Consider the following 22,852-nt stretch of genomic DNA (forward strand, 5'->3'; position numbering starts at 1 on the left):
CAGGTGAACACATGGGTGCGGACACGCCGACGGGGCACACCGGTACGGCGGCGGACGGCGGTACGGCGACGGACGGCCGGGCGCTGACCGAGGCCGTACGCTCCGTCCTCGCTCGCGTCGACGCCCACGCCCGGCGCGCGCACCCCGAGGACGCCCCAACTCCGCCCGAAGCAGGCCCATCCCACACCCCCGACCCGTCCCACACCACCACCGCCACCGCCACCGACCCGGCCCATCCCTCCACCCTGGAAGCCCTCGCCTCCTGCTTCGGGCTCAGCGCCTTCGAACGCGAGGTCGTGCTCCTCGCCGCGGCGGCGGAGCTGGACCCCACCACGGGCGCCCGCTGCGCCGCGGCCTGCGGCGACCAGGACAGGGCGTTCCCGACCTTCTCCCTCGCCCTGGCCGTGCTCATCGAACCGCACTGGAGCGCGTTGACGCCCGTCGCTCCGCTGCGCCGCTGGCGGCTGATCGAGCCGGCCGACGAAACCCGGCTGACCACGTCCCGGCTCCGCCTCGACGAACGCATCCTCCATTTCCTGGCCGGCTCGCCTTACCTCGACGCCCGGCTGCACGGGCTGCTGCGCCGGGCGCCCGCACCGGACACACTCCCCGCCTCGTACGAGCTGGCGGCGGACCGGGTCGCTGCGGGCTGGGCGGGCGGCACCGGGCAGCGGGCCCCGCTCCGGGTCGAGCTGGTCGGCGGCGACCTGCGCTCGCGCGCCGACATCGCCGCCGCGGCGGCCCACCGTTCGGGGCTCGGGCTCTACGCGCTGGCGGCGGAGGACCTGCCCGCCGCCCCGGCCGAACGCGACCGGCTGGCCCGGCTCTGGCAGCGCGAGGCCGTGCTGCTGCCGGCCGCGCTGCTGGTGGAGGCCGGGGACAGCCTGGACCGTGAACAGGCCGCCGCCACGGACGCGTTCATCGAGAGCGCGGCCGTACCGCTCTGCGTCTCCAGCACCGATCCCCGGCCGAGTGAGCGCCGGCGCGGGGAGCGGGTCACCGTACCGGCGCTCGACTCCGAGGAACAGCTCGGCGTGTGGGCGGACGCCTTCGACGGCGTACCGGACGTCTGCGAGGACGATCTGCGCGGCCTGGTGGAGCAGTTCTCGCTGCCGCCGCATCTCATCAGGGCCGCCGGGGCGACCGTCGTACGGGATCTGCCGCACGCGGACGGCGCGAACGCCACCGCACTGGCCTGGCAGGCCGGTCTCGACGAGGCCCGGATGGGCATGGACGAGCTGGGCCGGCGGATCGAGCCACAGGCGTCCTGGGGCGATCTGGTGCTGTCGGAAAGGCAGTTGAGGATCCTGCGGGAGACCGTGGCGCATGTACGGCAGCGGGCCACCGTCTACCAGGAGTGGGGGTTCGCGTCCACGCTGCGCCGTGGCCTCGGCGTCACCGCCCTCTTCGCGGGCGGCTCGGGCACCGGAAAGACCCTGGCCGCCGAGGTGATGGCGAGGGAACTGGGGCTGGATCTCTTCATCATCGACCTGTCCCAGGTGGTCAGCAAGTACATCGGTGAGACGGAGAAGAACCTGCGCAAGGTCTTCGACGCGGCCGAACGCGGCGGCGCGCTCCTGCTGTTCGACGAGGCGGACGCGCTCTTCGGCAAGCGGAGCGAGGTGAAGGACAGCCACGACCGGTACGCCAACCTGGAGGTGAGCTATCTGCTGATGCGGATGGAGGCGTACCGGGGGCTCGCGATCCTCACCACCAACATGAAGCAGGCCCTGGACACGGCGTTCATGCGCCGTATCCGCTTCGTCGTCGACTTCCCGTTCCCCGGCGAGTCCGAACGGGCCGAGATCTGGCGGCGGGTGCTGCCCGAGCGGGCCCCGATGAAGGGCATCGACCCCGAGCGACTGGCCCGGCTGACCGTGGCGGGCGGCTCGATCCGCAACATCGCGCTGTCGGGCGCTTTTCTCGCGGCGGAGGAGGGCGACCGGCTCCAGATGCGTCACATGCTGGAGGCGGCGCGCACCGAATACCTCAAGCTGGACCGCTCGTTGACGCCTTCGGAGGTTCAGGGATGGATCTGAACGAGGCACCGCGCACCGTACGGGTGGACATCGGCGAGCTGGTCCTCGACGGCTTCGACCGGGTGGACCCCGAGCGCGTATCGGCCGCTTTCGAGGCCGAGTTGGCCCGGCTCGTGCACGACCGGGGCATTCCCCTCGCCACGGACGGCGGCCGGGCGCTGGACGCCCTGACCGGGCTGCCGCCCCTCCCCGCGACCACCTCGCCGCGCCGCCTGGGCGAGGCGCTGGCGCGCGCGGTGCACGCGGGGCTCTCGGGGCGCGGCGAGGCCACGTACACCTCGCCCGACGGATCACGAGGGGGCGGGCGATGAGCGCGCGGTCGGCGTCCGCCGCGTCGCAGGAGGCCCGTTCGGCGCAGGAGGCCAAACGGCGCAAGCGCAAGGAGCGCGCGGCGGCGTCCCGTACCCCCGAGCCCAAGGACATCGTCAGCGGCGCGGGCCAGCCGCTGGACCTGAGCGTACGCAGGGAGCTGGAGGAGCAGCTCGGCCACGACTTCAGCCGCGTACGCCTCCACACCGACCGCGACGCGGGCACCCTCACGGACCTGCTCGGCGCGGACGCGGTCGCCGTGGGCCAGGACATCTTCTTCCGCGAGGGCGCCTACCGGCCGGGCACGGCCGACGGACAGCGCCTGCTCGCACACGAGTTGCTGCACACGGTCCAGAACCCGGACGGGCTGGGCGCATTGCGCGCGGGCCGCGGCCTGGGCGCGGTGAGCCTGCCGCAGGAGACGATGGAACGCGAGGCGGAGTCGACGGCCCAGGCGCTCGTACGCCCGGAGACCGCCGACGCCGAACAGCCCGCCCCGCAGGTCGAGAAGGGCCAGGCCACACCGGGCTGGCTGCGGTACGCCACCGCGGACGCCGACCGGCGTCGCATGGAGGAGCTGGACCCCGCGACACTGGTCGACCGCCTGGCCAACGGCGTCATGCGCTCCCTGCGCGGCGACCCCGAGGACCGGTCGGGCCGGGCACGGCTCCAACTGGCCCGTATGGCACCGACGGTGCAGGAGAGCGTGCTCGACCGGCTGGAGGTACGGCTGCCCGCCCCCGCCCTCGACCGGCTGCTGGGCCTGGTCGACGAGACGGAGCAGCAGGGCCCGCTGCCGCTGAGGGCGGCCGGGGCTCCGTTGGCCGTTCCCGGCGAGGCGGAGGAGGTCGCGCGGGAGCGGGAGCGCGCGGCGGGCGAGGGGTGGGGAGAACAGGCGGAGGGCACCGGTGACGGCGGCCGCGAGCCCGGCCCGCGGGGCGAGAACGGGAAGCCCGCCGACGGCGGCGGGAAGACCGACCCGCCGAGTGGCCGGGGCGGGGCCGACGACGCCGGGGCGTCCACGGCCTCCCCGGAACAGGCGGCGGCCCAGGACCGGGACGAGGCGGCCGCACGGCAGCAGGACCGGTCCCAGGCCCAGCAGGAGGACAGGGACGCCTCCGGCGCGCAGGACGCGTCGAAGGACGACGCGGGCGCGCAGGAGGAGCAGGAGGCAGAGGAACCGGCGGAGGAGGCGGCGCAGGAGCCGGAGCCACAGGCCGCGGCGGAGGAGCCGCGGCAGGCCGAAGAGCAGTCCGGGGGTCCCACCGTCAAGGGGGATGCCACGGCCGGCCCGGCAGCCGTGGACAGGAGCGGGGCCGAACCCGGCGAGAAGGCCAGGACAGGCGGCGACCCGGCCACGGCCCGCACCGCGGGCGACCCGGAGAACGAAGAGGACACGGACGACGAGCCGTTGGGGCTGGAGTCCGAATCCGCGGAGGACGGCGCCGAGGAGCAGCGGGACGCTGAGGGGGACGCGGAAGAGGCCAGAGGGAACGTGCCCGTCCCCGACATCGACCTCGTCGGATACACCGATGCGGCGAAGAATCCGGGCCTCGTCGAGGAACGGAAGAAGGGAACCGCCGCTCGGCCCAGCCTTCCCTCCACGGCTGGCGCGTCAGCCCCGGACGTGGTGCCGGACGCGCCCGATTCCGACGTGGCGCAGGAGGCGCCCTCACGTCCCGAAGCGGAGGAGGAGTCCGAGGCAGGGGCCATCCAGGATCTCTTGAACGCCACGTCCGCCGAGCAGGACCTCGGGTCCGGAGGCGGTGACGGGGCAGGTGGCCCGGGTGTGACGGGTTCGGGGCCGTCCGCGGCACCTGTGGCGGACTCCGCTGAAGCGGCCTGGGAGAAGAGGCAGGCAGAGGAACGGGGAGAGGACGCCGAGGCGCGACGGCGGGACGAGGAGGCCCGTACCGCCGACAGCGCGGGAGGCGCGGCGGCCTCCGGGACCGGCGAGACGGCTGCCCCTCAGCAGTTGGACAAGGCCGGTGAGGACGCCCGTAGCCAGGGAGCCGGCACGGCCTCGTCCGGTGCCGCGGCGGAGAGCCGGGCCACGGCGGCGGATGGCGGCGGCCGGACGGACACGGCCAGGGAGTCGGACCGTACCGCCGAGAGCCAGGGCGCTGCCGGGCCGACCGGGACGGAGACCGGTGCCGGAGTCGGCGGGGCCGCCGAGACGGGTACGGACCGGGCCGGGGGCGGAGACACCGCGCAGGGAACGCCCACACCCACGCCGGCCCCCGGCCCCGCTGAGCAGGACGTCACCGAGGGCAAGGGTCCTGACACGTCGGCCGGGCCGGTGACCGGCCCGGACAAGGTCTCGACGCCGGGGCCCGCTTCCGCCCCGGAACTGGCGCCGGGCAACGGCCCCACGCCCATGGCCGGCCCGGACGCGAAGACCAACTCCCCCAAGGCGGCGGGGGCGCCGCGCTCCGGGTCCGCGGGGGCGGCGCCACGGTCGAAGCAGACGCCTGCCCAGCGGCAGACCGCCCGGAAGGCGGCCAAGACCGTCCGCCGGGGCGCAGGCGGCGGGGGAAGCGGTCGTCCGGCCCCGGCTCCGGCCCCCGCACGGGGTGGTCGGGGCGGCGGCCGGGCCGGTGGGTCGGGCTCGGGGAAGTCCAAGAAGGAAGCTCCGGCACCCGACGTCTCGAACGCCACTCCGGAGTCGGGGCTGGCCACCGCGGCGGGACTCAAGCCGCACCAGGCCCTGGAGACGCTGAAGGGGGTCGACGGGGCGGTCGGCCGTTCCGTCGACAAGGAACGTACGACGCTGCGCAAGGCGCCTCCGAAGACCCGGCGCCCGTCGGGCTCCCCGAGGACGGTCCCGGGCGGCCCGACGGTGTCCGCCCCCGGTGCCTACACCAACGCCAAGGTGGCCCGTACGCAGGCAACCCCAGGCAGTACGCCCGAGATCAGCGGCGAGCAGAGGCCGGAAGGCGAGCTGCCGGGCTCGAACGTGCCGGAGCCGAGCTGGTGGGACATCGCCGTGACGATCGGCGCGCAGCTCTTCGGCAGACTGCTGAAGGAGATTCTGCCGCTCGACGACCTGATCGACTCGATCCTGGGGCTCCCCACCAAGGACGAAGGGCTGCGGAACGCCCGGGTGGGCGACGCGCCGGGGCTGCCGCTGGAGAACGACTCGGATCCGCAGCGCACGGACGAGCAGAGCCAGAAGCTCGACGAGCGGAAGAACGAGCTGCACCTGTCGGGCCGTACGGACGCGGGCCTGCCGATGGGCGAGGACCAGATCTATCCGGACGTGCCCGGGGAGACCCTGACCGGGAAGGTGCCCGGCGGGAAGAAGACCGCGAAGGCGAGCGGCCCCCGGTCGGTGTCCGGGAGCGGCGTCCCGATCGAGTCCGCGTCCGCCGTGGCCGAGCACGACCGCGGCCCGCAGATCCAGGCGGGCTTCACCGAGGGCCGGGGCAAGATGGCCGAGGAGCGGGGGGCGAAGGACGAGAAGTCGCAGCAGGACAAGGAGAAGTACGACCGGGACCTCAAGCGCGAGGTCGACGCCAGCGGCAAGAAGCAGTCCGACACCCGCGACAAGGGCAGGTCCGACATCTCCGCCTCCCGCGCCGACTGGCGCCAGGAGCAGGACGACAAGGTCGCGGAGATCGACGGCAAGAAGGGCAAGAAGTACGAGAAGGTCCGCCAGGACATCACGGACAAGGAAACGGAGACCGACGAGGACGTCGACAAGCGCACCGAGGACGACAACCAGAGGATCACGGACACACAGACCGACGCGGAGCGGGAGGCCGAGGAGAAGCAGGAGGAGGGCAAGAGCGACGCCGACAACTGGCTCGAAGAGGCCATCGAGAAGCTGAAGGAGTTCTTCGAGGAGCTCAAGAACGCCATCAAGACGGTGTTCGAGGAGGCACGCCAGTTCGTCACCGACGTCATCGACCAGTTCAAGCAGGCGGTCTTCCAGCTCATCGACGACGCCCGCAACTGGGTCATCGACCAGATCAACGTCTTCGCCGACGCCCTGATCGCCCTCGGCGACGAACTCCTCGCCGACTACCCGGCGATGCGCGACAAGTGGCGCAACACGATCGACGGCGCGCGTGACTGGGCCGTGGAGAAGGTCAACGAGTTCGCCGACGCCCTCAAGGAGGTCGCCGGGAAGCTGCTCGACGGCCTGTGCGACGCGCTGGTCGCGGGGCTGGACCTGCTGGAGACGGGGCTGCTGGCGGCCGTCGACCTCGCGGAGACGGTGACCGTCGGCGCGCTGGAGTTCGGCGCCGCCGTCGTGCAGGGGCTCGGCGAATGGGCCGCCATCTTCAACGACATCGTCTCCGACCCGGGTGACTGGATCAGCAAGGCGGGCGCCGCCGCGGAGACCGGGGCGAGGGATCACCTCTTCGAGGAGATCAAGACCGCCGTCAAGGCATGGTTCAACCAGAAGGTCCAGGAGATCATCGGCATCCCGATGGAGGACTTCCAGGCGCTCCTCGACGGCGGGGTCACCGCCGAGGAGATGGGCCAGATGGCCTGGGACGAGGCCCTGCCGCAACTGCCGCTCATCATCGGCGTCCTGGTCGTCGAGAAGGTCGTCGCCAGGCTCATCCCGGGCGCGGGCTGGGTCATGGCCGTCATCGACGCCCTCCAGACGGCCTGGGGTGCCCTCAGCGAGATCCTGGCCGCTTTCGGGCTCTTCATGGACTTCCTGAAGTCGGTCAAGAGCGGCAACGGGGCGCTGCCCTTCGCGAAGGCGGTCGCGGCGGGGGTCGTCGCGCTGCTGGAGCTGGTCTACCAGTTCCTGATCGAGGGCGTCGGCCGGTTCATGGGCAAGGTGGCCGACCGGCTCGGCGACCTGCTGAAGAACCTCCGCAAGAAGAAGCCGGGCGGATCCGACAGGCCGGGCCAGCCGGACGCGCCGGACAAGCCCGAGAACGGCGGGCCTGCCAGGACGTCGGAGGACCGGACTCCGTCCGACAGGCCGTCCGACCGTCCGGCGCCTCGCAAGCCGACACCGGACCAAACCTCCCGCCCCCGGCCGAAGCCCAGCCCCGGCAAACGCTCCTCCCCGGAGAAGAAGCCCCGTCCGTCGCACACGACACGGCCGAAGAAGCGCCGCGACGACGAGGAGCGGCGCGAGGACGGCCGCGAGGTGAACGCGGCCAGGCGGCGAACCCGGGACGCGGAGCGCAGGACACGCGACGAGGACCGGGACGCCCCCACGACCAGGCCCACGCGCCGGGGCCCGGCCCGCGACACACTCCGCCCCGACCGGCAGCGCCCCGACTCGGACCGTACGAACGACCGCGACCGTGACCGCGACCCGAGGAACACACGCCCCGACGACCGTCGGCGGGACGACGACCGCAGGGACGACCGACGCCGCGACACCGACAAGGACCGCCGCCCCGGGGACCGCCCCCGCCGCCGCCCGCTCCGGCGTGCCCGCCAGACCATCAAGTCGGCTGTCAACAGGGCGCGTCGGGCAGCCCGCAAGCTGTACGGCAAGGCGCGCCGCAAACTGGGCAACCGCCTGAACGGCCGGCTGCGTCGCCTGCGGGACCAGTGGCGGCGTCGGCAGGACCGCGACCGACACGGAGAAAGGCAGAAGGAGGGGCAGAAGGATCCAGCGCGCTCCTACACCATGCCTATGGTGCGCTTCCGTGCTTTGGACGGCGAACTTCACACGCTGATGTACCGAGGACGCGGGAGGACCGCGGAACTGATAGTCCGCTCGGACCCCCGGGAGATTCGCAGCTACTTGGATAGCTGGGACAACGACATCGAGCCCGTCAGGAACACCCAGCGCGGGCGGACCCAGGATGTGTTTCACAGCCAGGCAGAGGGGGCACTTCGCCAGGTGCAATTGGAGCAGAAAAGGCTGCCCAGCTCCGTCACGACGGCTAACTACAGGCAAGCGTTGACCGTCCGTGACCGGCTGCACAACGAATTGCGGCGCCTCGCCGTGCTGTTGGAGCTTCGAGAGTCCAACGAGCCAAAGCCTCCGCTACTTCCGACCGTCATCCCTCCCTTCCAGGACGACGTACGTGCACGCGGCTTCGAGGCTACTGGTATCAACAAGAGCATCCCTCGTGGTGAGGTCTCCACCAGGGCACGCGCCGGAAATCCGCTCGGCTGGGACACTCTGCCCAGCACGGACTCGACCTGGGTGCGCATGCACCTCCTCACCGAGCGACTCTCGGGCCCTGCCAGAGGATCCAACCTGGTGCCCGCACCAGGATCCGAGGTGAACACCAAATTCCACTTCCGCCTGGAAGGACCCGCCCACAGGGCTGTCGCGATCGACAAGAGCGAGGACATGATCTGGTACGACGTCGCGGTCTCCTTCCACTCTGATGATCGGACGGACCTTAACTACGGCTACCCGAAATCCATCGGCATGAAATGGGGTGGATACACGCCGAAGAATAAGCGGTGGACCAAGAAGCCGACGCACATGTCATATGTGCGTGACGACATCGAAAAGCCGGGTCGCTACAGCCTCTTCAACATCAACGGCCGGAGTCCCGCAAGAATCGCCCGGACGTTCCATGTGACCCCCGTCTTCGCGAAGGCCGTCGTTCTTCAGTCCCCGTACCGTGATTTCCGCTCACTCAGATTGAGAATGACGAAGTACAAGAGGACCCTGCCTGGCGGACAACTGGCGAGTTTCGATACAGACCTTCAGAAGCTTGCCACCAGGCAGAGCGAACTTCGATACAACTGACCCCGGAGAATTTCTGTGTCCGATCTGACTGATTACGAACAGCGCTTCCTGGCCATGCTCGACGAGCTGCAGGGCGCTTCCGACGTGGACGTCCTGTACGAGGAGCGAGGGCCGATCGAGGAACTGGTAGGAGATGCCACGGAAGCCTTCGCCATGATCGCCGAAGAAGAAGGAGTGGTACTGGATCCATCACTGCATCGCAGTTACCTGCGCTTCGAAGGTCTCTCGAGTCACTGGGCTGCCGAGCGCCCGGGTGTTTACCTGACGGGCGAGTTCTCCCTTGCGCACCTCGCCGGCGTCATGCTCAACACCGGAGTCGACCCGGCGACCGATGAGCCCTCCGACCAGGAACGAGCTCTCTGCGCCGCGCTTCGCCCCTTCGACGAACAGCCACGTGGCGGCGGCGGAACCTTGGCCGCATTGCGCATCAACCCAGGGATGAACTCACCCGAGGTCTGGTATTACCACGCCACTCGTGGCGTCTTTCGCATGGATCTGGGATACGCCGAGTACATGGATGCCTTGCTCGCCACCAAAGGAACATATGGCTGGCAATATCTTTTCACCGATGTCTCTCTGCGCGACATCGATTTCCAAGGCGCAGCGGAGAACATCCAGGACATGTTGCAGATCTTTCCAGAAATCTTCCCTCAATATGACTATGCCCCTTTCGCTGCTCGCCTCGCCGAACGCCTGCGCTAAATCCCGGAAAGGAAACCCATGACCCGCTACGCCGACATACCCAAGCCCATCCGCTCCGGCATCGTCATCGTCGACCCCGAGCGCGGCACCCCGCAGCGCATCATCGTGCTGCAGTTCAACCCCGACACCCTCGAACGCTCCGTCTCGCCCCAGGCCGCCGGCGGCAGCGGGGATTCCGGTGGTGGAGGCAGCGGAAGCGGGGACAGGAACGAGGCCCTGCGGCTCAAGGGGCCCGCGCAGGAGACGTGGAAGTTCACCGCCGAGATCGACGCCACCGATCAGTTCGAGGTCGCCGCGCCCGACGGGATTCATCCTCAGCTCGCCGTGCTCGAAATGCTCGTGCAGCCCACCACCGCGCAGCTCCGCGCCGCCTCGCGGCTCGCGCAGAACGGGACCATCGAGATCAGTCCGATCGAGACGCCGCTCACCCTCTTCACCTGGGGCAGCAAGCGGGTGATGCCGGTGCGGCTGACCGAGCTGTCCGTCAACGAGTCGGCTTTCGATGTGAACCTCAATCCCATCCGGGCGAGCCTCAGCATCGGGCTCAAGGTGCTCACCGTCAGCGATCTGCCCGCCGGGCATCGCGGGGCCGAGTTGTATCTCGCGCATCTCGCGCAGAAGGAACGGCTCGCCGCCGCCGCGGTGGGTGGGCAGCTCGGGAGTCTCGGGCTGAGTGGTGGCGTGGGATTCAGCGCTGGGATCGGGAGGTAGGCAGTCATGATCGAGCCGTACGAGAGCGCCCTCGACGCGATACCCGGGGCCCATCCGTACCCCCGCGGCAGTCGGTACCACGACGTCGGGATCGGGGTGCACGTCCAGGCCGACGGGACCGAAGTGCGGTACGCCAAGCGGCGGTTGCTGCCTGCCTTGGACAACGCGGAGGACGCGGTCGCGACGCACACCGTCAGCAGTGGTGAGCGGCCCGATCATCTCGGGCAGCGGTACTTCGGTGATCCCGGGCAGTGGTGGCAGATCGCCGACGCGAACCCCGTGCTCGATCCGCGTGAGCTGACCGCCGAGCCCGGCCGGCGTATCGATGTTCCGCTGCCGGGCGGGTTCCCCGGGGGTGGCCGTGGCTGACGAGCCGGTCGGGAACGGGCCCGTACATCTCACCCTGCACATGGGGCCCAAGCTCACCCGACCCGTGCCCGCCGAGGTCGGTGAGGCGTTGCTGTCCGCGCAGATCACCACCACCGCCGGGGAACGGAGCGGCTTCCAGATCGCGTTCGATCTGACCAAGACCGGGGTGATCAACCGGCGGTTGCTGCCCGAGGGGTTCTTCGACCCACGGACCCGGGTGATCGTCACGGCGTCCGTCAAGGGCGTCTCCACGGTGCTGCTCGACGGGCTGATCGTGCGGCAGGAGGTCGGGGCCAGCAATCAGCCAGGGCAGACGACGCTCACCGTCACCGGCGAGGACCTCACCCTGCTGATGGATCTGGAGGAGCGCACCGACCGGTACCCCAATCTCGCGCCCTCCCAGCGCGTCGAGCGGATCCTCGCCAAGTACGCGGATTACGGGATCGATACGCGCATCATCCGCGAGCAGGTGCAGCAACCGCCCCGCGAGCAGTGGCGGGTGGACTACCAGACCGGGACCGATCTCCAGTACGTGAACGACCTGGCCAGGGCCAACGGGTTCACGTTCTACCTCGAACCCGGGCCGCGTCCCGGGCGGTCCGTCGCGTTCTGGGGGCCCGAGCAGCGCCTCGGGCAGCGGCAGCACGCGCTCAACGTCAATATGGACAACAACTCCACCGTCGACCAGCTCACGTTCGCGTACGACGGGACCGCCCGCGAGGAGCCGCAGGCCCGCGTCCAGAACCCGCGTACCCGGGACGTGACCCTGCTCGCCCAGCCCGACATCAGTCCGCTCCGCCCGCCCCTGGGCCGCCGCGCCACGCCCGCGCTCAAGCGCAGGACGCTCTCCGGCACCGCCAAGAAGGACCCGGGGCAGGCCGAGGCGGAGGCCCTGGCGCGCGCCGCGATGTCCGCCGATGCCATCTCCGGGTCGGGGTCGCTGGATGTGAACCGGCACGGCTACATCCTGCGCCCGCGCGAGCTGGTCGGGGTGCGCGGCGCCGGGGTGACGTACGACGGGGACTACTACGTCAAGTCCGTCACCCACACCCTCAGGCCCGGCTCGTACCAGCAGAATTTCACGCTCTCCCGCGAGGGACTCATCGCCCGGAGCACCACCGTCCGTCCGTAGTGGACGCCAGGGATCAGACCAGGAGCTACAGCGTATGGCGGCACCGAACAACCGCTTCCTCGGCAAGTTCCGGGGCCGGGTGATCGACAACAGGGATCCGCTGCGGATCGGCAGGGTCACGGCGCAGGTGCCGGACGTGCTCGGCGACGAGGCGTCCACCTGGGCGATGCCCTGTCTGCCGTTCACCGGGCGTCAGTCGGGGCAGTACGTCGTCCCGGAGATCGGGGCGGGCGTGTGGGTGGAGTTCGAGCAGGGGGATCCCAGTTTCCCCATCTGGACCGGGTGTTGGTACGGGGACGTGTCGGAGCTGCCGCCGCTGGCCAGTGCCGAACTGCCCGCCTCGCAGCCCGTGGTGATCCAGACCCCCGGCAACCACAAGCTGGTGATGTCGGACGTGCCCGGCGGCACCGGGATTCTGCTGGAGGCCAGGGGCGGCGCGTACATCCGGATCGACGAGAGGGGCGTGACCGTCGGCAACGGCAGTGGCGCGACGATCGAGTTGATCGGGGACGAGGTCAGCATCAACGGGGGCCGGCTGACCGTGCCGAAGAAGCGATGAGCGCAGCAGCGACGAGCGCGGCAGCGACGAGCACAGAGGCAATGAGCACAGAGGCGACGAGCACAGCGGTAACGGGCACAGCGACGAAGAGCACTGCGACGGGGAGAGACATGTTGTCCGGGAATCTCATCACCACCGGTTCCGCCATCAGTTGTCCGCACGGCGGCCGGGTCACCCCCGCCTCCGGCGCGTCGTCCGGTGTACGGCTCGACGGCCTGCCCGTGCCCGCGGCGACCGACACGTTCACCGTCACCGGCTGCCGGCACACCGTCGACCGTGTGCCGTACCCGTGCGTCACGGTCCGCTGGACGCCGGGCCACGGCGACGACAGCGTACGGATCGACGATTCGCCCGTGCTGCTGGACAGCACGTCCGCGCTCTGCTTCAGCGCCGCGCTCGTGCCGCAGGGGCCGCCGGTCGTGACCGCGCCGACGAGCCGGGCGGTGAGCTCGCGATGAGGAACGGCACCGTACGGAGCGACATCGCCTTCCCGTTCCGGGTCGACCGCCGGGGGCGTACCGCCCACGCCGCGTACGACGACCATGTGCGCGACCTCATCGAGCAGTTGCTCTTCACCAGCCCGGGTGAGCGGGTGATGCGCCCCGACTTCGGGTGCGGGCTGCTCGATCTGGTCTTCACGCCCAACAGCCCCGAACTCGCCTCCGCGGTGGAGCTGTCGGTGCAGGCGTCGCTCCAGCGCTGGCTGGGTGAACTGATCGAGGTGGAGGCCCTGGACGTGATCAGCGAGGAGAACGTGGTGCGGGTGCATCTGCGGTACGTGGTGCGCTCCACCGCGAGCCGTCGCGACGAGGTGTTCGAGGGGAGTGGTCCGGCATGAGCGGGCCCGAAGGCCAGGTGGAGTGCCGGACGGACGGACGGCGCGCGAGGGTACGGGCCGCGCGGCTCGGCGGTGTGGACGCGGTCGAGGTCGGTGACGACGGGCTGACGCTCACCGTCACCTTCCTCGGGAAGGCTCCGCACGGCGTGTGTCCGGAGAACGTACGGATCGACGGCGGCCGGCGGATCACCGGCATCGAGGCCGTGGACGTCTCCGTCGAGCGCGAGGAGGATCCGGAGCTCGACGACCGGCTCCTCGTCACGCTCGACCGGACCGGGGACACCTCCCGCTACCGGCTCTCCCTCGTCGACACGGACCCGTACGGACGGCCGGGCACCGAGCCGTTCCCCGGCTTCGACCAGCGGTACTTCTCCGCCGGATTCGATTTCCGGGCCGGCTGCCCGACGCCCTTCGACTGCGTGGACGTGGACGAGGCGCCGGACCCCCACCCCGGGCCCGGCATCGGCGCGGCGCCCCTCATCGACTACGTGGCGCGCGACTACGACTCGATCCGCAAGGTGATCCTGGACCGGCTGGCGCTGACCACGCCCGGCTGGGTCGAGCGCAACGCCGCCGATCTCGGGACGACACTGGTCGAACTCCTCGCCCACACGGCCGATGTGATCAGCTACCAGCAGGACGCGGTGGCCACGGAGGCTTATCTCGACACGGCCCGCCGCCGGGTCTCGGTGCGCCGCCATGTACGGCTCATCGACTATCCGATGCACGACGGTGTCAACGCACGGGCGTTCGTGGCCGTCGAGACCGTACGTGAACTCGCGCTGGCTCCGGGGACGTTCCGCTTCGCGGCCGTCGACGTACGGCGGCTGGGGCCGCGCGACCGGCCCGAGACCGGCACCGTCCTGGACGACCGGGAGCTGGCCGTGCTGGAGGAGCGCGGGTCGGTGGAGATCTTCGAGCCGGTCGTCCCCGAGGACGCGCCGGAGGACACGGCGCCGCTCGTACTGCGGCCGGAACACAACACCATCCGCTTCTGGACCTGGGGCGGCGAGGTGTGTTCGCTGCCCCGGGGCGCCGTCTCCGCCACCCTGCGGGACGCGTGGACGGACGAGGAGTGCTCGGCGCGTGCACTGGATCTGTCGCCCGGCGATCTGCTGCTGATCGAGGAGGTACGGGGAGCGCGCACCGGTACGCCCGGTGACGCCGACCCCGCGCACCGGCAGGCCGTACGGCTCCTGTCCGTCACCCCCGCCGTGGACCGGCTGGCGGATCAGCCCGTGCTGGAGGTGACGTGGGCGGCGCGGGACGCGCTCGGCTTCCCCGTACGCCTCGCCACGCGCGGCGGACCGCGCTGCGGGCCGGTCGAGGACGTGAGCGTGGCGCGCGGCAATGTCGTGCTCGTCGACCACGGCCGGTCCCTGGCCTTCGGCGCCGGAGACGGGGACGGGGACGGGGACTGCGGCGAGGGTGGCAGGGGCGAGGGTGGCAGGGGCGAGACGATGGTCGTGCCGCCCGCGCCCGCCGTTCCCGGGTCCTGCACGCCCGCCGGATTCGGCTGCTGGGAGCCCGACCAGGGCAACGCACCCGCCATGCTCCTCACCTCCCTGCTCGACCGGACGCGGGGTGGACAGTCCCTCACGCCGCACCAGGTACGGGAGTTGTTCACCGTCGTCGGCGACGCCGCCACGGAACGTGTCGGCATCGGGCTGGAACAGGCGGGCCGCAAGCGGGAGAAGGTCGTCCCCGGCACCGCGTACGCCCAGGCCGAGGCGCTGGCGGCGCTGCTGGCCCAGGTCACCTACCCGGGTATCGCGCCGCGCTTCCGGCCGGTGCTGCACCGCTCCCCCGTCGTCCAGTCCGTACCGTTCCCGGAGCCCCGGCATGTCTCGGCGGGGCAGGCCGACCGGCTGGCGGCGATCCCGGGCCACGCCCGGCAGCGGCTCGTGGAGCTGTGGCGCAGCGCCCGCGACCACGACGGACTTTCGGAGCCGGAAGTCCAGGAGCTGACTGTGCTGTTCGGGCTGCGGGTGCTGGAGCGCTTCGAGCTGCGCCGCCATCCGGTGCGCGCGCTGCGCGAGTTGCTGCACCGCAGTGAGCGGTTGCTGGCCGCGAAGCTGCGCCGGATCGAGGTGCTGAGCGCGCGGGCCCGCGCGGGCGCGGTGCTCGACGGTTCCATCTCCTGGGAGATCGAGCACAGTTGGGGCCCGGAGTACGCGGTCGGACTGCACCCGGCCGATCCGGTGCTGCACGGCCCCGCCGCCGCCCTCGTACAGGATCCGCGGGCCGCGCTGCCCGCCGTACGGGTGAAGGACGGCGACGCGTTCTGGGCGCCGCGCCGGGACCTGCTCGGCAGCGGGCCACGGGACCGGCACTTCGTGGGCGAGCTGGAGGACGACGGGCGGATCGCGCTGCGCTTCGGCGACGGGCGGTACGGTGCCCGGCCACGGCCCGGCGCCCGGCTGGAGCCGCGCTACCGGCTCGGCGGCGGGACCGCGGGCAATGTCGGGGCCGAGGCCATCAACCATCTTGTGCTGTGCCGTGATCCGGACGCGCCGGAGACCTCCGGGAACTCCCCCGGCGACCAGGATCCGACGTCGGTGCGCGCGGTACGCAACCCGCTGCCCGCCGTCGGTGGGACGGATCCCGAACCGATGGACCAGGTACGCCAGTTGGCCCCGCTCGATCTGAAGCGTGCGCGGCTGCGCGCGGTCACCGCCGAGGACTACGCGGCGCTGGCGACGACCCTGCCCGGGGTGCAGCGCGCTGCGGCGGAGATCCGCTGGACCGGGAGTGTGCGGGAGGCGCATGTCGCCGTCGACGCGCTCGGCGCGGGTGAGCCCTCGGCCGAGCTGCTCGACTCCGTGTCGTACGCGCTGGAGAGCTTCCGCCGGATCGGTCACGACCTGGTGGTGGGCCCCGCGCGCACCGTACCGCTGGATGTCGGCCTCGCGGTGTGTGCCGCACCGGGCCATCAGCACGGGCAGATCCTGGCCGAGCTGTACCGGCTGCTGGGCGGCCGGCGGCTGCCGGGCGGCGGACTCGGCTTCTTCCATCCTGACGCGCTGTCCTTCGGCGATCCGGTCCGGCTGAGCCGGCTGGTGGCCGTGGCGGCGGGCGTACAGGGCGTGGAGAGCGTCCGGGTGACCCGGCTGCGCAGGCTGTTCCACGGAGACCCCCTCGATGACACCGCACTGGAGGACGGCGTGCTGCGGCTCGGACCGCTGGAGATCGCGCGTTGCGACAACGACCCCGACCGGCCCGAGAACGGCCGCCTGTCGATCGAGCTCGGCGGAGGTGCCCGATGAGCGGCATCCCTGGAACCGACTGCGGCTGCGACTGCGGTGGCGGTGGCGGTGGCCACGACGAGCGGTACGCGCCCGAGGCGCTGTACAACCCGCCGGGCCGCACCGCGCTCAACTACCGCGTGGGCACGTACGGTTCGTTCCTCGCGGCCATGCTCGACCGGCTCGCCTCCCCGGCCTACCCGGCGCTGCGCGGGCTGACCGTCCGCACACCGGACGACCCGGCGATCGGCCTGCTGGACGCCTCGGCGGTCGTCGGCGATCTGCTGACGTTCCACAGCGAGCGCGCGGCCGACGAGGGGTATCTGCGCACGGCGAACGAACACCGTTCCCTGGCGCTGCTCGGGCGGCTGGTCGGGCACCGGCCCCGGCCGGGCATCGCCGCCGACACCCACCTCGCGTACACACTGGACCGCGACCCGCGCGCCGAGGACCTGCCGGTGCTGATCCCCCGTGGGGCGCGCGCCAACAGTGTGCCCGCCACCGCGGACGAGGAGTCGCAGGCGTTCGAGACCAGTGCGGACCTCACGGCGCGCGCCGCCTGGAACGAACTCGCGGTACGCCGCCGCCGGCCGGCGCTGCTCACCCCGGACGATCTGCGGAAGCGGTCCGAGATCCAGGTCGCGGGGACCGACACCTCGCTCCGGACCGGCGACAAGCTGCTGTTCGTCTTCGGTACGGCTTCGGGTTCGGGTTCGGGTTCGGGTTCGGGCGAAGGACAGGGCGGACAGCCGCTGTTGTTGCCGGTCGCGCGGGTCCGGATCGACCGCGAGGACGACGTGACGGCGATCGCGCTGCCGGAGTCCCCGCCGCCCTCGCTCACCGAACTCGTGGCCGAGCTGCGCGAGTGGATCACCGAGGACGACCGGGAGACCGAGGACGGCGCCCCCTCCCCGGACAACCCCAATCCGCGCCCCGTCAGCAGGATCATCTCGGACTTCGACGACCAGGTGCTGGCGCCGCTGCGCACGGATCTGCCCGGGATCACCACTCCGGCGCGGCTCGTACGGCGGCTCGTGGATCCGCACGAGCGCATGGTCGAGGCGGCGGCCGTGGCCGCCGCCTACGAGGAGGTCGCCGCCTGGTTCGAGCGGTTGGCCGCAGTGGTGGGTGAACTGGCCGAGCGGGCAGCCGAGTTGGACACCACCCAGCCCGACCAACCCGACCCACCGGACCAGCCTGACCCACCGGAGCAGCCGGAACGGTCGGAACGGTCAAAGCAGCCCGACCAGTTCAGCCAGCACGCCCGGCCCGCCACCCCCGGGGCCACGACCGGGGCCGCCCTGCGGGCGCTCGGCTCCGTACTCCCCGCGCTGCGCACCCGCGCCGCGAAGCCGCCGACCGGGCGCCGCGCTCCGTCGCACGACCCCGGGCACCTCCTCGCGCCCGGCTCCGACCTCGGGGCGCGGCTGCTGGCCGCGCTCGATCCACGGGTGGCGGACGGCCTGTACACGGCATGGCGGAGCGCCTCCCCGGTGGCCACCGCCGCGGATGTCACCGTCCCGCTGCTGCGCGAACTCCAGGCGCTGCGGGTGACGGCCGCCCCCTTCGGGGCCACGGCGCCGCTCCAGCCCGTGCAGGACGAGCGCGGCCGGGTCATCCGCCAGACGGACTGGCCGCTCACCGGATCGGCGCTGACCACCGTGCGGGTGGTGTTCGACACGGCGGGCAAGGTGCAGGTGCGGGCCGAGTTGCAGCACACGGAGCACGGCTCCTCGGTGCAGACGTCGGAGAGCCTCCCCGCCGAGAAGACCGTCGACCTCGGGCCCGGCCAGGTCGCCCTGAGCAGCCGCCCTGCGCCGAGCACCGGCGACGGGACGGACAGCGACGACGGCACGGACAGCGGCGACAACGCCGAAAGCCGCGACCGTGGCGACCGCGCCGAGCCCGAACAGCCCGGTTTCACCGCCCGGTTGCTGCCCGGTCTCCCCGAGCGGACCCTCTTCGTCTCCCTCCCCGGGGACGACGGACGCGTCCGGGTCACCGTCCACAACGGCGAGCCGAAGGAGTGGTCACTGGCGCCCGGCGAGCGTCGGCAAATCGCCCACGAGGGGTATGAGTTGACCGTCCGCTACGCGAGTGGCGGCGAGCCGGCGAATGTCGAGATCGGCATCGCGACCGTCCCCGAGCAGCCCCGCCGCCACCTCCTGCCGCTCGACTCCGTGCAGGACGGCGTCACGGTCGGGAGCTGGGTCGCCGTCGAGCGTCCCCGCAAGGGCGCCACGGGCCCCGACGGGATCCCCGGCGACCCGAAGCTCTCGTACGTCACGACCAGGGTCACCGCCGTACGCACCACCGTGTACACCGACTACGGCATCACGGGGCGGGGCACCGAGCTGACCCTCGCGGATCCGTGGCTCGACGCGCACGACGTGCTGCTCTCCACGATCCGGGACACCGTCGTGCACACGGGCGGCGAGCCGCTGCGCCTCGCCGACGAGCCACTGGGTGCGGACGTGCACGGAAACGAGCTGGAACTCGACGCCCTCTACGACGGGTTGACCCCCGGCCGCCATCTCGTCGTGTCCGGGGAGCGCACCGACATCCCCGGTACGGCCGGGGTGCGGGGCACGGAGCCGGCGGTGATCGCCGCGGTGGAGCAGCGTCTCGACCCGCTGCTGCCCGGCGACCAGGTCCGTACGACGCTGACGCTCACGGCCGATCTGGCCCACCGCTACCGGCGTGACACGGTGCGTGTCCAGGGCAATGTGGTCCCGGCGACGCGCGGCGAGAGCCGTGACGAGCCGCTGGGCAACGGCGACGCGGAGCGGATCCACCAGACGTTCACGCTCTGGCAGTCGCCGCTGACCTGGCTGCCCGCCGACAATCCGCTGGGCGCCGTCCCGACCCTGGAGGTGCGCGTCGACGGGCTGCTCTGGCACGAGGTGGACAGCCTGGCCGGACACGGGCCGCGGGACCGGGTGTACGTGTCGGGGACGGACGCGGACGGCCGCCCGACGGTGACCTTCGGCGACGGGGTGTTCGGCGCGCGGCTGCCCACCGGGCACGAGAACGTACGGGCTCGCTACCGCTTCGGCACCGGCCGCGCCGCCAATGTTCCCGCGCACCGGATCACCCAGGCGATCACCCGGCCGCTGGGCATCACCGCCGTGACCAATCCGCTGGCCGCGACGGGCGGCGCGGACGGGGACGGGCCCGGTCCGACCCGCCGCACGATCCCTCTCGCGGTCTCCGCGCTCGACCGTCTCGTCTCCCTGAAGGACTACGAGGACTTCGCCCGCTCACGGGCGGGCATCGGCCGGGCGGCGGCCCGCGAGATCTTCGACGGCCGGCGCCGCGTGCTGCATCTGACGGTCGCGGGGACCGACGACATCGCGATCGCCGAGGACTCCGAGGTGCTGCGCGCGCTGCGCTCCTCGCTCGTACGGTACGGCGACGCGCGCCTCCCGGTCCGGGTCGACGTGCGCGAGCTGGTGCTGTTGCTGCTCGCGGCACGGGTGAAGGTGGCCCCCGACCACACCTGGAGCGTGGTCGAGCCCCGGCTGCGGCAGACCTTGCTGTACGCGTTCGGCAGCGGGCGGCGGGAGTTGGGGCGTCCCGTCCAGCTCTCCGAGGTCCTGGCGACCGCTCACCGGGTGCCCGGTGTGGACCATGTCGACGTCGATGTCCTCACCGGGGTGCCCGCGTCGGTCACCGCCGACGGACTGGCCGGACTCGCGGGCGAGTTGGGCCGCCCGCGCTCCTCGGTCCCGGCGCGGTCCGCCACGTACGACGTGGACACCCACCACGTCACCGCGACGGACGGCGAGACCCTCACCCTGGTCGCCGCGCGGTACGGCATGGCGCTGGCCGAACTGCTGCGCCTGAACCCGGACATCACCGATACCCGGCGGCTGGCGAAGGGGCGGGTGGTGGTGGTCTTCCGGGGCATCAGGCCCGCGCAGCTCGCCGTGCTGACGCCGGAGGTCGCGGACACACTGATTCTGACGGAGGTCACCGCATGAGCAGGGAACCGGACGGGCTCGCGGAGCTGCTTCCGCAGTGGCACCGGCTGCGCGACGCCGAGGACGGTGAGCCGCTGCGCGCCCTGCTCGCGGTGATCGCCGAACAGGTGGACCGGGTACGGGACGGGGTCGAGCAGGGGTACGAGGACTGGTTCGTGGAGACCGCGGCGCCGTGGGTGCTGCCGTACCTCGGCGATCTGGTCGGCCACACCCCGCTGCCGGGCTACGAGCGCGTACCGGCGCCAGGACTCGGCGCCCGGGACGACGTGGACGCGCGCGAGCGTCTCGCGGAGGCGCTGGCGCCGCGCCGCGATGTCGCGGCGACCGTCGCCAACCGGCGGCGCAAGGGCACCCTCGCCCTGCTGGAGGAGTTGGCCACGGGGGTGGCCGGCTGGCCGTCACGGGCCGTGGAGCTCTCCCGGCTCGTCGCGCACCACCAGCCCGTCAAGCTGTACGGAGCCGCGACCGACGCCACCCGGGCCCGCCGCCTGGAGCGCGGCCGGCTCGCGGACGTACGGGACGGCGCCGCGCTGGATCTGGCGGGCGGTCCCTTCGGCGCGGTGGCTCGGACCGCGGAAGTACGGCGGGCCGGCTCGGCGCGCCGCCCTGGCGGCAACTCCCCTGCCGGGGTGGGGCTGTTCGTATGGCGGCTGAAGCCGCACCAGGTGACCGCGGCGCCCGCGTACTGCGTCGACCGGGCCCGCAACCTCTACACGTTCTCGATCCTCGGCAACGACACCCCGCTGGTGACCAAACCGGTGCCCGAGCCGTCGCCCACCCATGTCGCGACGGTCGACCACGTCCCCGCGTACATCCGCCGCAGGCAGCTCGCCGACCGGCTCGTGGACTACTACGGGCCCGGGAAGAGCTTCACGATCCGGCGCGACGGCGGGAAGGAGCCGGTGCCGCTGTCGGACCTCGTCGTGGCGGACCTGACCGACTGGCGCTACCGCCCCGCGCGCGGGCAGGTGGCCGTCGACCCGGTGCTCGGCCGGATCGCGTTCGGGGCGCGCTCCGCGCCCCGCCAGGGCGTGTGGGTCAGCTATCACACCGCGTTCTCCGACGACACGGGCGGCGGCGAGTACCCGCGCGACCGCGAGACGCCGGTCACGGCGACGGTCTACCAGGTCGGGCCGGGCCGTGCGTACCAGCGGATCATGGACGCGTACGGCGCGTGGCGCGAAGACCGGCGCGGCGGGCGGTGCGGCCCCGACGGCGTCATCGAGATCACGCACAGCGGCGCGTACCAGGAGCAGTTGGACTTCGAGCTGGATCCCGGCGACCGCCTGGAGGTACGGGCGGCGGAGGGCGCGCGGCCGGTGATCCGGCTGCTGGACTGGTACAGCAACCGGCCCGACGCGCTCAACATCCGTGCCAGGGAGGCCAATAGAGAGGCCGGTGAGGACGACGACGGGGACCGCACGGGCGGCGACCCGGCACGGCCAGGACGGCCGGCGGCGCCGCGGATCGTGCTGGACGGTCTGCTGATCACCGGACGCGGTCTCCACGTCTCCGGGCCCCTCGGCACGCTCGTCCTGCGGCACTGCACGCTCGTGCCCGGCTGGTCGCTGGAGCCGCACTGCGCGCCGCACTCCCCCGAGGAGCCGAGCCTGGTGCTGGACCGCACCACCGCGTGCGTGGCGATCGAGCGGTGCGTCCTGGGCACCATCGAGGTGATCGGCGACGAGGTACGGCACGACCCGCTGGCCCTGCACATCCGCGACAGCGTCCTCGACGCCACCGGCCACGACCGGGCCGCCCTGTCAGCGCCGGACTGCCGCCACGCCCACGCCGTCCTGCACGCGCACCGCACCACGGTGATCGGCGAGATCCACACGCACGCGGTGGGGACCGCCGAGAACAGCATCTTCACGGGGGTGGTCCGGGTGGCCCGGCGGGGTGTCGGCTGTATGCGGTTCTCGTACGTGCCGCCCGGCTCGCGCACCCCGCGGCGCCACCGCTGCCAGCCGGATCTGGTGGGCGGGGAGAACGCGCGGCTCGTACGGCCGCTGTTCACGAGCGAGCGGTACGGGACACCCGCGTACGGGCAACTCGCGGACGGGTGCGCGGAGGAGATCGGGCGGGGCGCGGAGGACGGCTCCGAGATGGGCGCCTTCCACGACCTGTACCAGCCGCAGCGCCTGGACAGCCTGCGGGCCCGGCTCGCCGAGTACACCCCGGCGGGTACGGACGCCGGGATCTTCCGCGTCACCTGAAAGCCGCCCACCCGCCTCCGCACCCACCGCCCCATGTCATACCGAACTTCCGAGGGGG

At 72.1% G+C, this 22,852-nt stretch carries 13 protein-coding genes; all 13 read left to right on the plus strand.

Going from position 1 to position 22,852, the window contains the following annotated elements; genetic code table 11:
* The first annotated feature begins 11 nt into the window (after window positions 1–11).
* Entirely contained in the window at window positions 12–2,039 is a 2,028-nt protein-coding gene (locus ACIO3P_RS07650) for an ATP-binding protein (protein WP_401848570.1), read from the plus strand.
* Window positions 2,030–2,350, plus strand: coding sequence for a hypothetical protein (locus ACIO3P_RS07655; protein ID WP_401848568.1), 321 nt, complete (start codon window positions 2,030–2,032; stop codon window positions 2,348–2,350). Before ACIO3P_RS07650 ends, ACIO3P_RS07655 begins: the two co-directional genes overlap by 10 nt.
* On the plus strand, window positions 2,347–9,039 hold the full coding sequence (locus tag ACIO3P_RS07660) for a DUF4157 domain-containing protein (RefSeq protein WP_401848566.1): 6,693 nt from the start codon (window positions 2,347–2,349) through the stop codon (window positions 9,037–9,039). Before ACIO3P_RS07655 ends, ACIO3P_RS07660 begins: the two co-directional genes overlap by 4 nt.
* A gap of 15 nt (window positions 9,040–9,054) precedes the next feature.
* Window positions 9,055–9,741: a hypothetical protein gene (locus ACIO3P_RS07665; protein ID WP_401848565.1), complete on the plus strand. Its 687-nt coding sequence runs from the start codon at window positions 9,055–9,057 to the stop codon at window positions 9,739–9,741.
* Window positions 9,742–9,759: 18 nt separating this feature from the next.
* Window positions 9,760–10,452 carry a hypothetical protein gene (locus tag ACIO3P_RS07670; RefSeq protein WP_329827931.1) on the plus strand — a complete coding sequence of 231 codons (693 nt, stop codon included), beginning with the start codon at window positions 9,760–9,762 and terminating at the stop codon, window positions 10,450–10,452.
* Window positions 10,453–10,458: 6 nt separating this feature from the next.
* Window positions 10,459–10,821: a hypothetical protein gene (locus tag ACIO3P_RS07675; protein ID WP_401848563.1), complete on the plus strand. Its 363-nt coding sequence runs from the start codon at window positions 10,459–10,461 to the stop codon at window positions 10,819–10,821.
* Window positions 10,814–11,953 (plus strand): hypothetical protein, encoded by a 1,140-nt coding sequence (locus tag ACIO3P_RS07680; protein WP_329827933.1) that lies wholly within the window; start codon window positions 10,814–10,816, stop codon window positions 11,951–11,953. Before ACIO3P_RS07675 ends, ACIO3P_RS07680 begins: the two co-directional genes overlap by 8 nt.
* A 34-nt stretch (window positions 11,954–11,987) precedes the next feature.
* Window positions 11,988–12,512 carry a phage baseplate assembly protein V gene (locus ACIO3P_RS07685; protein ID WP_329827934.1) on the plus strand — a complete coding sequence of 175 codons (525 nt, stop codon included), beginning with the start codon at window positions 11,988–11,990 and terminating at the stop codon, window positions 12,510–12,512.
* Between the two features lie 110 nt (window positions 12,513–12,622).
* Entirely contained in the window at window positions 12,623–12,970 is a 348-nt protein-coding gene (locus ACIO3P_RS07690; RefSeq protein WP_401848560.1) for a hypothetical protein, read from the plus strand.
* Window positions 12,967–13,350 (plus strand): GPW/gp25 family protein, encoded by a 384-nt coding sequence (locus ACIO3P_RS07695; protein WP_329827936.1) that lies wholly within the window; start codon window positions 12,967–12,969, stop codon window positions 13,348–13,350. The genes ACIO3P_RS07690 and ACIO3P_RS07695 overlap by 4 nt, the downstream gene beginning before the upstream one ends.
* A complete protein-coding gene (locus tag ACIO3P_RS07700) occupies window positions 13,347–16,616 on the plus strand; it encodes a putative baseplate assembly protein (protein ID WP_401848559.1) in 3,270 nt (1,089 codons plus the stop codon). The genes ACIO3P_RS07695 and ACIO3P_RS07700 overlap by 4 nt, the downstream gene beginning before the upstream one ends.
* Entirely contained in the window at window positions 16,613–20,578 is a 3,966-nt protein-coding gene (locus ACIO3P_RS07705) for a putative baseplate assembly protein (protein ID WP_401848556.1), read from the plus strand. Before ACIO3P_RS07700 ends, ACIO3P_RS07705 begins: the two co-directional genes overlap by 4 nt.
* Complete coding sequence (locus tag ACIO3P_RS07710; RefSeq protein WP_401848555.1) at window positions 20,575–22,794, plus strand: hypothetical protein; 2,220 nt, start codon at window positions 20,575–20,577, stop codon at window positions 22,792–22,794. Before ACIO3P_RS07705 ends, ACIO3P_RS07710 begins: the two co-directional genes overlap by 4 nt.
* Window positions 22,795–22,852: the final 58 nt, after the last annotated feature.

Source organism: Streptomyces sp. NPDC087310 (genome assembly GCF_044744405.1).
Classification (GTDB): Bacteria; Actinomycetota; Actinomycetes; order Streptomycetales; family Streptomycetaceae; genus Streptomyces.

What these genes read in the sequence shown, in the direction of transcription:
- ACIO3P_RS07685 (WP_329827934.1), top strand. Translation starts at nt 11,988, where the DNA reads ATGGCGGCACCGAACAACCGCTTCCTCGGCAAGTTCCGGGGCCGGGTG.
- ACIO3P_RS07710 (WP_401848555.1), top strand. Translation starts at nt 20,575, where the DNA reads ATGAGCAGGGAACCGGACGGGCTCGCGGAGCTGCTTCCGCAGTGGCAC.
- ACIO3P_RS07700 (WP_401848559.1), top strand. Translation starts at nt 13,347, where the DNA reads ATGAGCGGGCCCGAAGGCCAGGTGGAGTGCCGGACGGACGGACGGCGC.
- ACIO3P_RS07690 (WP_401848560.1), top strand. Translation starts at nt 12,623, where the DNA reads ATGTTGTCCGGGAATCTCATCACCACCGGTTCCGCCATCAGTTGTCCG.
- ACIO3P_RS07695 (WP_329827936.1), top strand. Translation starts at nt 12,967, where the DNA reads ATGAGGAACGGCACCGTACGGAGCGACATCGCCTTCCCGTTCCGGGTC.
- ACIO3P_RS07655 (WP_401848568.1), top strand. Translation starts at nt 2,030, where the DNA reads ATGGATCTGAACGAGGCACCGCGCACCGTACGGGTGGACATCGGCGAG.
- ACIO3P_RS07660 (WP_401848566.1), top strand. Translation starts at nt 2,347, where the DNA reads ATGAGCGCGCGGTCGGCGTCCGCCGCGTCGCAGGAGGCCCGTTCGGCG.
- ACIO3P_RS07670 (WP_329827931.1), top strand. Translation starts at nt 9,760, where the DNA reads ATGACCCGCTACGCCGACATACCCAAGCCCATCCGCTCCGGCATCGTC.
- ACIO3P_RS07705 (WP_401848556.1), top strand. Translation starts at nt 16,613, where the DNA reads ATGAGCGGCATCCCTGGAACCGACTGCGGCTGCGACTGCGGTGGCGGT.
- ACIO3P_RS07675 (WP_401848563.1), top strand. Translation starts at nt 10,459, where the DNA reads ATGATCGAGCCGTACGAGAGCGCCCTCGACGCGATACCCGGGGCCCAT.
- ACIO3P_RS07650 (WP_401848570.1), top strand. Translation starts at nt 12, where the DNA reads ATGGGTGCGGACACGCCGACGGGGCACACCGGTACGGCGGCGGACGGC.